Here is an 11,950-nt window from a genome sequence, read left to right on the forward strand (position 1 = left end):
CATGAGTATTCGTTTCGATGGCAAGGTCGCGATCGTGACCGGCGCTGGCGCCGGCCTTGGCCGTGCACATGCGCTGGCGTTCGCGGCGCGTGGCGCGAAGGTGGTCGTCAATGATTTCGGTGGCGCGCGCGATGGCACGGGCGGATCGTCCGAGGCAGCGCTCGCGGTGGTCGAAGAGATCCGCCAGGCAGGCGGCACGGCGATCGCCGACGGCGCGAACGTGGCGGACTACGAGCAGGTGCAGGCAATGGCCAAGCGCGCGGTGAGCGAGTTCGGCCGCGTCGACATTCTCGTCAACAACGCGGGCATCCTGCGCGACAAGAGCTTTACGAAGCTCGAAATGGCCGACATCAAGGCGGTTCTCGACGTTCATCTGATGGGCGCGATCAACTGCTCAAAGGCGGTATGGGACGTCATGCGCGAGCAGAACTACGGCCGCATCGTGATGACCACTTCGTCGTCCGGCATGTACGGCAACTTCGGGCAATCGAACTACGGCGCGGCGAAGATGGCGGTGATCGGCCTGATGAATGCGCTTACGACCGAAGGCCGGAAGAACAACATCCTGGTCAACACGATCGCACCGGTTGCGGCGACGCGCATGACCGCCGACATCCTGCCGGAAGCAATGCTCGAGCGTATCCAGCCTGAGCGCGTGACGCCCGCCGTGTTGTTCCTTGCGGGCGAGAACGCACCGTCGAAAACCATCATCGCAGCGGGCGGCGGCGCATTCGCCGCGGGGACCATCGTCGAATGCGCTCCGGTGCTGCTCGCCGATGACGACATCACGCCGGAAGGCGTCGCCGCTCGCTTCGGCGATATCGCTGACTGGAGCACCGCGCGCGCGTACGGCGAGTCGGGTGAACAGGTGCAGCGTTTCCTGAAGCTCGTCTGCGACATGTAACGGCACCAGCGTCACGTGAACCGCACGAACCGCCGCTTTTGCGGCGGTTTTTTTGTCGCTCAAGCGTTTGTTCAAAGCAATTCCGGGGAACGCGCAAGCGATGGACAAAAAAAGCTTGCATGAAGTTCTCTCATGCAAGCCGGACTTCTCTTCGACTTTAAAATCTCAATGGCCGTTCAATCCAGGTTGCGCGAAATGATCAGCTTCTGGATGTGGCTCGTTCCTTCGTAGATCTTGCAGATGCGCACGTCGCGCAGATAGCGTTCGACCGGGAAATCGGTCAGGTAGCCGTACCCGCCATGAATTTGCAAGGCGTCGGAGCATACCTTCTCCGCAATCTCGCTCGCGAACAATTTGGCGATGGACGCTTCCTTGATGCAGTCGAAACTGGCATCGCGCAGCCGCGCGGCGTGAAGGCAGTATTGCCACGCAACGTCGACCTGCGCGGCCATATCCGCAAGATCGAAAGCGACGGCCTGAAGTTTGGTGAGCGGGCCGCCGTACGCCTCGCGTTCGCGCGCGTACTTGACGGCGGCGTCCAGCGCCCCCCGCGCTACGCCCGCCGAGATGAACGCGATGCCGATGCGGCCGTCCGAGACACCCCCCATCACGGTGCGATAACCGTTGCCCTCCAGGCCAAGCAGGTTTTCCGCCGGCACCCGGTAGTCTTCGAGCGCGATCTGCGCCGTGTGCGCGGTGTGCTGACCGAGCTTGCTTTCGATACGAGTGACGCTGTAGCCCGGCGCCTTTGGGTCGATGATGAAGGTGCTCGCGCCGCGTTTGCCCGCTGCCTTGTCGGTAATGGCGAACGCAATGCCGACGCCGGCCTCGCTGCCATTCGAAATGAACTGCTTGGTGCCGTTGAGCACGTAGTGATCACCATCGCGGCGGGCACTCGCGCGCAGCGCGGCGGTGTCGGAGCCAGCATGCGGCTCGGTCAGCAGGAACGCGCCGATCGACTCGCCGCGCGCCATGGCGGGCAGGTAACGCAGCTTCTGCGCTTCGGTGCCGTGCTCGACGATCGTGAGCGCAGTGAAGTTGTGAACGTGCACGATGGTGGCAAGTCCGGCATCGACTGACGCAAATTCGTGCTGCGCGATGCAGAAATCGAGGATGCCCGCGCCGGATCCTCCGTATTGCTCGGGGATCAGCATGCCGAGAAAGCCGAGTTCGGCGAGCGCCTTCAATTCACTGCGCGGCCAGGCGGATTGGAGATCGCGTTGCGCGGCGGTGGGTGCGATGATTTCGTTCGCCACTCTGCGCGCGGTGTCGCGAATCAACATCTGTTGCTCGGTGAGGAACGAGCGGTTGCTATCGGTCATGGGTGTGTTCCGTTCACGTGTGAAGCAGGTTTCGTTTGGTTAGGCAGCCAGTCGCCCAGCACGTCGTCCTGGTGCTCACCGCGCCGCGGGATCGGCCCGGGCTGGCCTGCCGGCGTTGCCGAGAAGCGCGGCGCCGGAGCGGCCTGGAGCACACCGTCCTCACGCGTATAGATACCGCGTGCATGCATGTGCGGATGGGCGGCCGCCTCGTCGGGGCTGAGCACTGGCGCAAAGCAGGCGTCGGTTCCTTCGAGTAGCGCACACCATTCATCGCGGCTGCGCTCGGAAAAAAGTGTGGTGAAGCGTTCACGCAACTGCGGCCATCTGCTCGCGTCATAGGGCTTGTCGAAGAGCGGGTCGGCGCCGAGGCAGAGCTTTTCGCGCAGTTCACGATAGAACTTGGGTTCGAGCGAGCCGACGGAAATAAAGCCGCCATCGGCGCAGCGGTAGGTGTTGTACCAATGGGGGCCGTCCAGCAGGCTTTGGCCACGCTCGCTGCGCATCTGCCCCGATGCCTGCAATGCGAGCAGAAGCGTCGTCATGTGCGCGCTGCCATCCACGATGGCAGCGTCCACGACCTGGCCCACGCCCGTCGCGCGCGCGTTCATGATCCCGGCGAGCAGGCCCACCGCGAGATACATCGCTCCGCCGCCCACATCGCCAACGAGGCTCGGGGGTGTCACGGGCGCTTCGCCAGGCTGTCCTGCATACCAGAGCGCACCGGACAGCGCGATGTAGTTCAGGTCGTGGCCGGCCGCGTGAGCGAGCGGGCCGTCCTGCCCCCAGCCTGTCATGCGTCCGTAAATGAGGCGCGGATTACGCGCGAGACACATGTCGGGACCAAGGCCGAGTCGCTCCATTACGCCGGGACGCATGCCTTCAATGAGGGCGTCGCTCTGCTCGATGAGACGCAACACCGTCTCGACGCCTTCGGCCGTCTTGAGATCCACCGCTACGGAGCGTTTGCCGCGATTGGCGAGTTGCGTGCCGCCAAGGTCGAGCGCATCGGGACCGGTTTCGATGCGATCCACCACGACCACGTCTGCGCCGAGATCGGCGAACAGCATGGCGCAGAACGGACCGGGGCCGATGCCGGCGATTTCCAGAACTTTGAGCCCGGCGAGCGGACCTTGTCGTTTTGTTGTCATGGGTGGTGGTCTCGGTACATGTTGACGGGACCCATCGTAGAGAGTGCGAGTAGTGCCGTGCTCCCCCAATCTTGAGGGGGACGGCGCGACTTTTACGGAGCCTATCCTTGCAACGCGCTGCCCTACGAATGGAAAAACCAACGATGGCAAGTCGATCGTCTTCCTGAACTACTCTCACCAGCCTTGCGCCAGGCAGTCATGGCGCTGGGACCCGTCTCCGTCTGAACGCCATCTGATTGCGCCTCGCGCATTTCCGTTCGAGCCGTGCCATACGACAGCAGATCGAGACCCCCCAATAGCGAGGGGGTAGGGCATAAGTCGAAATGCCTATCCTTGATCGCAAGCGCCGCAACCCGAGTTCGAGATCAATCCCGTGACACGCCCAGCGGTTTCCGGTTGATGTCGACTCAAGCGCTCTACCCGCGCAGTCCAAGACGCGGTCGACAATGAAGGAGACATGCATGCGTAATATCGGTAAAGGCCTGATGGGCGCTTCGATGCTCATCGCGGCAGGCGGAGCGGCAGCGCAATCCAGTGTGACCTTGTACGGCGTGGCGGATACGTTCGTGCAATTTCTCGGCAACGGCGCAGTTCATTCGTGGTCGATGCGAAGCGGCGGGAATTCAGGCTCCAATTTCGGGCTGAAGGGAAGTGAAGATCTTGGCGGCGGCCTCAAGGCCATATTCACGCTGGAGAACGGATACACCATTAATAACGGCGGATTCTTCGTCGACAGTTCGACGATGTTCTATCGGCAAGCGTGGGTGGGGCTGAGCGCCGAAAAGTATGGTTCGCTCACTTTTGGACGCCAATATCAACCCACTTTCTGGGCGGTGTATCCCACCGATCCGTTCCGCGGCGATGAGGTTCTTTCGCCGTTGTCGGCTGCGGCGAGTGCTCTGGACAGGCACACGTTTGCCACGCAGAGCGCGTCCGGACGCAGCAGCAACGCGATTGTCTATCAGTCGCCGATAGTAGCGGGGCTGAAGCTGTACGCGATGTATGGTTTCTCCGCGACTGTCACGCAGCCTGTTGCGCAGACCGTCGGCAATATTCTTGATCTTGCGGTGACCTATTCGGGTTATGGCGCGTACGTGGGTCTCGCGTACCAGAACGTGCATGCAGGCACTGCAGCGATTCCGGGGCTGCCGTCTGCGCTGAATCTACTTGGCACGGAGCGCTTTACCGGTGCCCTGGCTTACCGGATCGGCATCGTGAACCTGCAGCTCAACTACACATACAACCGCTCGAAAGACGCACCCGCTGGATCACTGGCCGCGCGTCTGGGCGCCAATAACTCCTACAGCATCGCCGAAGTCGGGGCGACGATCCAGGCGAGCCCGGCCGATACGGTGGAAATTGCAGCCATCGAGCGCGACGTGCGCGGCGTGCATGACAACACACCCGGCGTGCAACTCGGCTTCGAGCACCTGTTGTCCAAGCGGACGACACTTTACGCACGCGCAGGTTATATGAAGAACAACGGTTCGGCGACGATGAGCTGGCCCGGTATCAGCGTCAGCGGGCAGAACGCCACACAGACGATGGTGGCCACCGGCATGTCGTATCGCTTCTGATAGCGAATGGGCGTTGCGGCTGGCGCCGGCCGTTCGGGCTGTGCTTTTGGCTGGGTAACAGGAAGTCAAGGAAGAAGATGAATCTCCAGAACAAGGTGGCGATTGTGACGGGCGCGGCCTCAGGGCTCGGACTTGCAACATGCAAGGGGCTGGCGGCAGCCGGCGCCACGGTGGTTGGCTTCGACCTCGACCAGACAAGGCTCGACGAAGCGCTGGGCGCAGACATGCAGGGTATCGCGGCCGACGTCTCCAACGAATCCAGTGTGAAGTCCGCGATCGACGTCGTGGTGGCTATGCATGGACGCGTGCATGTGGCGGTCAATTGCGCCGGCATTCTCGGTCCTTGCAAGACTCTCTCCAAGGGACAACTGTTTCCCACCGACCTGTGGAATCGCGTGCTGGGCGTTAACCTGACCGGGACTTTCAATGTCATTCGTCACGCCGCGCTCGTGATGAGCGCAAACGATCCTGAAGAAACCGGAGAGCGTGGCGTGATCATCAACACGTCTTCGGGCGCGGCCCGTGCGGGGCAGATGGGACAGGCGGCGTATAGCGCGAGCAAGGCGGGCGTGATCGGCATGACGCTGCCGATCGCGCGCGATCTCGCCGAACACGGTATCCGGGTCGTGTCGGTTGCGCCGGGGCTCTTCGAGTCGGGCATGTCGGCAGGCATGCCGCAGAAGGTCTCGGACGGCTTGATCGAAAAGATGCTGTTTCCACGGCGTATGGGTAGGGCGGAAGAGTTTGCCGGGCTCGTGCGGCACATCGTCGAGAACGCGTATCTGAACGCGATGACCATCGATATCGACTGCGGCATGCGTTAAAGAACTCGGCCCGGGAGGCCAGCTTTGTTTGCGATGCCGACAACCAAGTCTTTAATCTTGCAACGGATAGATTTGCGCAGATACAACCCTCTTGTATCCAATGGCCATTGTAATTGTCGGAACGCCCTGGAAGACGCCATCCGCCTGGACGTTTGTTAGCGAGAATGGGACGAGAAGCCCCTCCGAGTTGGGCCAGTTTGTTTTGTGAAAAACTAGCTGGGACAGGATCGATTGCGATACGACAGGTATTGTTTGCGAGCCGCCACCTGCCGGAACTGCTGTTGGATGCGAGGTGCCGGGTGGTAACATTTGTTGTCATCCTTATCGACCGTTCGCCCGGTACCTCCGCATGCCAGACAGTTTCGACCAGCTCGCCGCCCTGATCCGGGCGCGCTTTTCCGAACTGAGTCCGCAGTTCCAGATGGGAGCGGGTTTTCTGCTCGATCATCCCGACGAGGTCGCGGTCTCGTCCATGCGCAAAGTGGCGGAAAGGGCGCAGGTGCAACCGGCCTCGCTGGTGCGCCTGTCGCAGCAACTCGGTTTCCCCGGCTGGAACGAATTGCGTAACCTGTTCGTCGCGCGCGTGCGCACGCGGCCCGAGCCGCTTACGAGCCGCGCCCGTTCGCTCGTCAAATCGAAAGACGCGCTGGCGAACGACCTGCTGGTCGCGCAGCAGCACAACCTCGAGGTCACCGCCGCGCATAGCGGCCGTGTGATTGTTGAAGCCGCGCGTTTGTTGCGGCGCGCGCCGCACGTTCATGTGGCCGGCTTCCGGTCCTGTTACGCGGTGGCGTTCGGTCTCGTGTACGGTTACCGGCTGTTCCGTTCCTCGGTGTCCTTGCTCAACGGCGAGGCCGGCACGCTGGAAATGCAACTGCGCACCATCGAGCGTGACAGCGCGACCATTGTGATCAGTTTCGCGCCGTATTCGGTGGAGGCCGCGCGCGCGGCCGAAGCCGCGCTGGAAAAGGGCAGCAAGCTGATTGCCATCACCGACAGCGCCGTCTCGCCGATCGCCTTGAACGCCGACAAGGTGCTGATCTTTTCGCACGAGAGTCCCTCGTTCTTTCCGTCGCTGGTGGCGGCTACGGCGCTGGCCGAGTCGCTGGTCGCGCATCTGCTCGCGCTGGAAGGCGCGGATGCGGTCGAACAGCTCGCCATCGCGGAGCAGTCGCTGCACGCGAAGGGCGCATACGTGCCTTGAACATTCCTGTCTGATTGGGCCGAGGTCTTCTGTGAAAGCAGGACAGCTCCATCTGGAGCGGCGTTACATCGTTTGACAACAAATGTTGTTTTGACGTATAAATACGTACCGATTGTTGAGTAGGCGCGATGGTGACGTCGAAAAAGGTGTGTCGATGAAAGTTTACCGGCAAGGGCAGTGCGCATTCGACACCTTCATCGCCCGCACGGCATCTGAACGAGCCGGCGCTTAGGCGCTTGCCGCCATCACAGGAAACCGAAACACCATGTCCACCGTTTTTCATCGTTTGCCTAAACAGTCGCTTCCGGTCGCCGTCGCGGGCGACGGCATCGAGATCATCGATTCCACCGGCAAGCGCTATATCGACGCGTCGGGCGGCGCCGCCGTCTCGTGTCTCGGTCACAGCAACCAGCGAGTGATCGACGCGATCAAGCGGCAATCGCAGCAGTTGCCATACGCGCACACGTCGTTCTTTACTACAGCGCCTGCCGAAGAACTCGCGGACCGGCTGGTCGCGAGCGCGCCGCAGGGGCTCGAACATGTGTATTTCGTGTCGGGCGGTTCCGAGGCGATCGAGGCGGCGCTGAAGCTCGCGCGCCAGTATTTCGTGGAGAAGGGTGAGACGCAGCGCCGCCATTTCATCGCGCGTCGGCAGAGTTATCACGGCAACACGCTCGGCGCGCTGGCGATCGGCGGCAATGCATGGCGCCGCGAGCCGTTCCTGCCGATTCTGATCGAAGCGCATCACGTAAGCCCGTGTTACGCGTATCGCGAGCAGCGCGCCGACGAAACGGAAGAGACCTTCGCTCAGCGTCTCGCCGATGAACTCGAGCAGAAGATTCTCGAACTCGGCGCGGACACGGTCGCGGCCTTCGTCGCGGAAACGGTGGTCGGCGCGACGGCGGGCGCAGTGCCGCCGGTGCGCGAGTACTTCCGCAAGATTCGCGCGGTGTGCGATCGCTACGGCGTGCTGCTGATTCTCGACGAGATCATGTCGGGCATGGGCCGCACCGGCTACCTGTACGCCTGCGAGGAAGACGGCGTGGCGCCGGACATCCTGACCATCGCCAAAGGGCTCGGCGCGGGCTATCAGCCGATCGGCGCGACGCTCGTGAGCGACCGCATCTATCAGGCGATCGTCGGCGGCTCGGGGTTCTTTCAGCACGGTCATACCTACATCGGCCACGCCACCGCCTGCGCCGCGGCGCTCGAAGTGCAGCGCGTGATTGCGGACGACAAACTGCTGCCCAACGTGCTCGCGCGCGGCGAACAATTGCGTGGCCAACTGCGCGAGCATTACGCGCAGCATCCGCATATCGGCGACGTGCGCGGCCGGGGGCTGTTCGTCGGCGTGGAACTGGTCAAGGACCGCGCCAGCAAAACGCCGTTCGACGCCCGGCTCAAGCTGCACGCGGCAATCCGGCGCGAGGCGTTCGCGCGTGGTTTGATGGTGTATCCGATGGGCGGCACCGTGGACGGCCAGATCGGCGATCATGTGCTGCTGGCGCCGCCGTTCATCTGCACCGAGCGCGACATCGACGAGATCGTCAGCCGGTTGACGGATGCGGTCGGCGGCGCCCTCGCCGCCGTTTGAACATTCCGACACCACCACTCAAGAGAACGATCATGACCGAGCGTTTGCCTCACTTCGACCCGGCCGCCGCCACGCCCGAACAGAAAGCTGTGCTCGACGAAATTCTGTCCGGCCCGCGCGGCAACCTGAACGGGCCGTTTCTCGGCTGGATTCATAGTCCGGAACTGGCGCAGCAGGCGCAACGTCTGGGCGCGTTCTGCCGTTATCGGACGGGTTTGCCGCTGCGCCTGTCGGAGCTGGCGATTCTGGTGACCGCGGCGCGCTGGCAGGCGCAGGCGGAGTGGTACATCCATTATCCGATCGCGTTGCAAGCCGGCGTGTCCGCAGCGGATGCCGAGACGATTCGCGAGAGAAAGCGCCCGGATTTCGCGGACGCCGACGAAGCGTTGATCCACGACTTCGCGAGCGAGCTGTACGACACCAGGCGCGTTTCGGACGCGATCTATGCGAAGGCAGTCGAACGCTTCGGACACCAGGTGGTCATCAACCTGGTCGGTCTGCTCGGCTATTACGCGTTGGTGGCCATGACGCTGAACGTGTTCGGCATGCGCGCACTCGGGCAGGAGAGCTTGCCGTTCGCTGAATAGGCGGGCAGCATGGCGGCGCCGTGTGCAATTGCGCGAGCGCTGCGAGAGGCAACTTCGGCGCGGCCGGACTCGGCATCGAACGCCGCCTCTTTTACAACAGTCGCCCAACTTTTCCGCCGCACAGTACGCACAATAAAAAGCGCCCCGGTTTGCAAACTTCGCAACCGGGGCGCTTTTTTACTGCGACTACACCTTCACCTTCCATCCACTGCCAGCACCGGTAAGAGCCACAGCGCGAACCGTGCGGCCTACCGGCTTACTGACCGCGATACGTCGAGAACAGGCCTTGCTGCACCGAATCCCGCGCGCCGGCATCCGAAGAAACCGCCTTGACGCCGCCGACGTCCTGCGAACCCTGCGCTACGGCGGCCACGGTCGTTGCGCTTTGCGGCACGGTCTTCGGATAGTCGGTGTCGTTCTGGTTCAGAAGGCCCGCTTTTTGTGCGGCAACCAGTTCGGCGCGCACTTGAGCGCGGGTCACCGGACCATTCGCCTGCTGGGCGAACGAAACAGCCGGGACGATCAGCGCCGAAGCGATAACGACTGCGGAAATAAGCGATTTCATAATGACCTCCAGTTATTCGAGTGTTGGTGAGATCGGTTGACTGCTGTGTGCCGATCCGTTGAAGCGAGTCTATTTCTTACGAGGTCGGTGAAAAAGCCGCTTTCGGAGTAAAGATTATTACTGTTATTGAAATAGTTTCCGACGCGGCTTCTGTTTTGGCCGATTGCCGGCATCGTCACGACGCTGGCACACGGAAGCGCCTATGATGAAGTTCGGTCCACACCCGCGCCGGCAACGCCGCGCGACACTCGCGACCGATGCCGAAGCCGCAAACCACCCGGGCGGGGCCGTTGCGGCAGGCATCAGATTCGGTCATGCAGCGCGCGAAGCAGGCACAAACAGGAGAGAGAGATGAAGCGCAAGGCATCAGCAGTCTGGCAAGGCGGCCTGCAAGACGGCAAGGGCTCGATTTCCACCGACAGCGGCGTCCTCAAGGAGACCCAATACTCGTTTTCGACACGCTTCGCGGACGGCATCGGCACGAATCCGGAAGAGCTGATTGCGGCTGCGCATGCGGGGTGTTTCTCGATGGCGCTATCGGCGGAACTGGGCAAGGCCGGCATTACGCCCGAACGCATCGGCACGACGGCCACCGTCACGCTCGACAAGGACGGCGGCGGTTTCGCGATCACCGCGGTGCATCTCGACGTGGCCGTGAAAATCCCCGGCGGCGACAAAGCCGCCTTCGATAAAGCGACCGCCGACGCCAAGGCCGGTTGCCCGGTGTCGAAAGTGTTGAACGCCACGATTACGATGGACGCGAAGCTTGAAACCTGAGTTCGGGATTTTCCTTGGTGACTGACAAGCGATAACGCCGGCGCACGGGTCGAACCGGGCGCCGGTTTTTGTTTGCTGACCTTGAAGCGGGACGCCTATGCCGTCGGACCTTGGCCTTCTCGCAGCGCTACGAAGCAAAGTTCTGGCGCGAAGACGAGCCGACTTTATCCGGCTCGATCAGATAAGGCGTGTCAAACCGTTTTCCCCTCGGCCTGCTGAACGGTACGCATTGCGGCGGGCGTTCCTTTGACCCGGTTCTTCACGAGCTTGTCGAGATCGAAAGTAGAAGTCTTGCCGACGCTCGGCAGGCAATCGCGCACCCATGTGTCGGCGGCGGCGTGGCCCGCCTCGCGCAAGGCGCGGAAAAATTCGATGGAGGGTGTGTTCTTCGATGCAGCGCCGACTTCGTCCATGAAGCGGTCGGCGCGAATCACGTGAAATCGCTTGGGCGAGTACGGCTTTGTGTGGTGCACAAGGCCGGGGTTTTCGGTGGCGAGTTCGTTGATTAGCTGGATCTGACGGACTTCCGCGACCCACGACGCGCCGAAGCTGATTTCGTTGATCCGGTTGTTGATCTCGCCGGGGCGCTCAGGCGGCCCATGCTTCGTGCAGAGTGGATCGATGAGAACGCTCAGGATATCGTCGGCCCACTCGACGAGCGGAGCGAGCGCCGGATTGGCCATGTAGCCACCGTCCCAATAGAACTCGCCGTCGATTTTCACCGCCTCGAAGAGCGTGGGAAAGCAGGCGGAGGCCATCAGCGCCTTCGCCGAAATTTCGCCCGGACCGAAGATGCGCAGCGCAGTCAGGTTGACGTTGGTCGCCGCCACGTAGAACTGGGGCACGGCGTCTTTCGGATGATTGACGGCCCCGAAATCCGGTATCACCGTTTCCATGATGGAGCCGAGCGAATTGGTTAGCCACGGCATTGCGTACGGCGAACTGAACGGCTCGAGCATGCTTTGGGCGAGCACCACCGGATTGAGATCCACATTCCAGCGCTCGGGCGACTTCAGCAGATTCGTGGGGAAGTTGTAGAACGGCTGCCATTTCGACGCGGCTCCGACCAGCGTCCAGAGTTGTTCGAGCGCCCGTTTGGCATCGGTCGGACTTCTGCTCAGGCCGTACGTGCAGGCCGCGGCGTTGAGCGCGCCGCCGCTCGCGCCGCTGATCGCGAGAATCGACAGCGTTCCGCGCTCGACTTCGTCGAGCAGGCGGTCGAGCACGCCCCACGTGAACGCCGCGTGCGCGCCGCCGCCCTGGAGGGCGAGACCGATCGCGGGGATGTCTTTCGTCGTCGCCATCCTGACCTCCGTTATGCGGCCGCGCAGCAGTCGTCGAACTCATAGGGAAAACGAAAGTACCGTCGTGGTTTTAACCGTTGTACTGCACCGCACGAATTTCCGCCATCACGCGTTCTGGACGCGCCTGTGCGTCGCCTCCTACGG

At 62.3% G+C, this 11,950-nt stretch carries 11 protein-coding genes; 7 read left to right on the forward strand and 4 right to left on the reverse strand.

Going from position 1 to position 11,950, the window contains the following annotated elements; all coding sequences use genetic code 11:
• The first annotated feature begins 1 nt into the window (after nt 1).
• Nucleotides 2-904, forward strand: coding sequence for an SDR family NAD(P)-dependent oxidoreductase (locus tag B0G75_RS18305; protein ID WP_106308320.1), 903 nt, complete (start codon nt 2-4; stop codon nt 902-904).
• A 176-nt stretch (nt 905-1,080) separates the two neighbouring features.
• On the opposite strand, the gene B0G75_RS18310 is transcribed toward B0G75_RS18305, so the two are convergent.
• Both B0G75_RS18310 and B0G75_RS18315 read right to left on the reverse strand, forming a co-directional pair.
• Nucleotides 1,081-2,226, reverse strand: coding sequence for an acyl-CoA dehydrogenase family protein (locus tag B0G75_RS18310; protein ID WP_106308323.1), 1,146 nt, complete (start codon nt 2,224-2,226; stop codon nt 1,081-1,083).
• The gene (locus tag B0G75_RS18315; protein WP_106308326.1) at nt 2,223-3,374 is read right to left on the reverse strand and encodes a CaiB/BaiF CoA-transferase family protein; all 1,152 of its coding nucleotides are present in this window, start codon (nt 3,372-3,374) and stop codon (nt 2,223-2,225) included. Before B0G75_RS18315 ends, B0G75_RS18310 begins: the two co-directional genes overlap by 4 nt.
• Before the next feature lie 461 nt (nt 3,375-3,835).
• On the opposite strand from B0G75_RS18315, the gene B0G75_RS18320 reads away from it, so the two are divergent.
• From B0G75_RS18320 to B0G75_RS18340, 5 genes are all read left to right on the forward strand, one after another.
• Complete coding sequence (locus B0G75_RS18320) at nt 3,836-4,951, forward strand: porin (protein ID WP_106308329.1); 1,116 nt, start codon at nt 3,836-3,838, stop codon at nt 4,949-4,951.
• Nucleotides 4,952-5,028: 77 nt separating this feature from the next.
• The gene (locus B0G75_RS18325) at nt 5,029-5,775 is read left to right on the forward strand and encodes an SDR family NAD(P)-dependent oxidoreductase (RefSeq protein WP_106308332.1); all 747 of its coding nucleotides are present in this window, start codon (nt 5,029-5,031) and stop codon (nt 5,773-5,775) included.
• A gap of 349 nt (nt 5,776-6,124) precedes the next feature.
• A complete protein-coding gene (locus B0G75_RS18330; protein ID WP_106308336.1) occupies nt 6,125-6,979 on the forward strand; it encodes a MurR/RpiR family transcriptional regulator in 855 nt (284 codons plus the stop codon).
• 265 nt (nt 6,980-7,244) lie between these two features.
• Nucleotides 7,245-8,573, forward strand: coding sequence for an aspartate aminotransferase family protein (locus B0G75_RS18335; protein ID WP_106308339.1), 1,329 nt, complete (start codon nt 7,245-7,247; stop codon nt 8,571-8,573).
• Nucleotides 8,574-8,605: 32 nt separating this feature from the next.
• Nucleotides 8,606-9,160 (forward strand): carboxymuconolactone decarboxylase family protein, encoded by a 555-nt coding sequence (locus B0G75_RS18340; RefSeq protein WP_106308342.1) that lies wholly within the window; start codon nt 8,606-8,608, stop codon nt 9,158-9,160.
• Between the two features lie 256 nt (nt 9,161-9,416).
• Here B0G75_RS18340 and B0G75_RS18345 read toward each other — a convergent pair whose 3' ends face one another.
• Nucleotides 9,417-9,725: a DUF4148 domain-containing protein gene (locus B0G75_RS18345; RefSeq protein ID WP_106308345.1), complete on the reverse strand. Its 309-nt coding sequence runs from the start codon at nt 9,723-9,725 to the stop codon at nt 9,417-9,419.
• 351 nt (nt 9,726-10,076) lie between these two features.
• Between B0G75_RS18345 and B0G75_RS18350 the strand changes: the two genes are divergently transcribed.
• Nucleotides 10,077-10,502 (forward strand): OsmC family protein, encoded by a 426-nt coding sequence (locus B0G75_RS18350; RefSeq protein ID WP_012427331.1) that lies wholly within the window; start codon nt 10,077-10,079, stop codon nt 10,500-10,502.
• Nucleotides 10,503-10,693: 191 nt separating this feature from the next.
• Here the strand turns inward: B0G75_RS18350 and B0G75_RS18355 are convergent, their stop codons facing one another.
• On the reverse strand, nt 10,694-11,806 hold the full coding sequence (locus tag B0G75_RS18355) for a patatin-like phospholipase family protein (protein WP_106308348.1): 1,113 nt from the start codon (nt 11,804-11,806) through the stop codon (nt 10,694-10,696).
• Nucleotides 11,807-11,950: the final 144 nt, after the last annotated feature.

This window comes from Paraburkholderia sp. BL18I3N2, assembly GCF_003001875.1.
GTDB lineage: Bacteria > Pseudomonadota > Gammaproteobacteria > Burkholderiales > Burkholderiaceae > Paraburkholderia > Paraburkholderia phytofirmans.

Bases quoted from the DNA above. Each gene is read 5' to 3' on its own strand.
- B0G75_RS18305 (WP_106308320.1), top strand. From the start codon at position 2: ATGAGTATTCGTTTCGATGGCAAGGTCGCGATCGTGACCGGCGCTGGC.
- B0G75_RS18310 (WP_106308323.1), bottom strand. From the start codon at position 2,226: ATGACCGATAGCAACCGCTCGTTCCTCACCGAGCAACAGATGTTGATT.
- B0G75_RS18315 (WP_106308326.1), bottom strand. From the start codon at position 3,374: ATGACAACAAAACGACAAGGTCCGCTCGCCGGGCTCAAAGTTCTGGAA.
- B0G75_RS18320 (WP_106308329.1), top strand. From the start codon at position 3,836: ATGCGTAATATCGGTAAAGGCCTGATGGGCGCTTCGATGCTCATCGCG.
- B0G75_RS18325 (WP_106308332.1), top strand. From the start codon at position 5,029: ATGAATCTCCAGAACAAGGTGGCGATTGTGACGGGCGCGGCCTCAGGG.
- B0G75_RS18330 (WP_106308336.1), top strand. From the start codon at position 6,125: ATGCCAGACAGTTTCGACCAGCTCGCCGCCCTGATCCGGGCGCGCTTT.
- B0G75_RS18335 (WP_106308339.1), top strand. From the start codon at position 7,245: ATGTCCACCGTTTTTCATCGTTTGCCTAAACAGTCGCTTCCGGTCGCC.
- B0G75_RS18340 (WP_106308342.1), top strand. From the start codon at position 8,606: ATGACCGAGCGTTTGCCTCACTTCGACCCGGCCGCCGCCACGCCCGAA.
- B0G75_RS18345 (WP_106308345.1), bottom strand. From the start codon at position 9,725: ATGAAATCGCTTATTTCCGCAGTCGTTATCGCTTCGGCGCTGATCGTC.
- B0G75_RS18350 (WP_012427331.1), top strand. From the start codon at position 10,077: ATGAAGCGCAAGGCATCAGCAGTCTGGCAAGGCGGCCTGCAAGACGGC.
- B0G75_RS18355 (WP_106308348.1), bottom strand. From the start codon at position 11,806: ATGGCGACGACGAAAGACATCCCCGCGATCGGTCTCGCCCTCCAGGGC.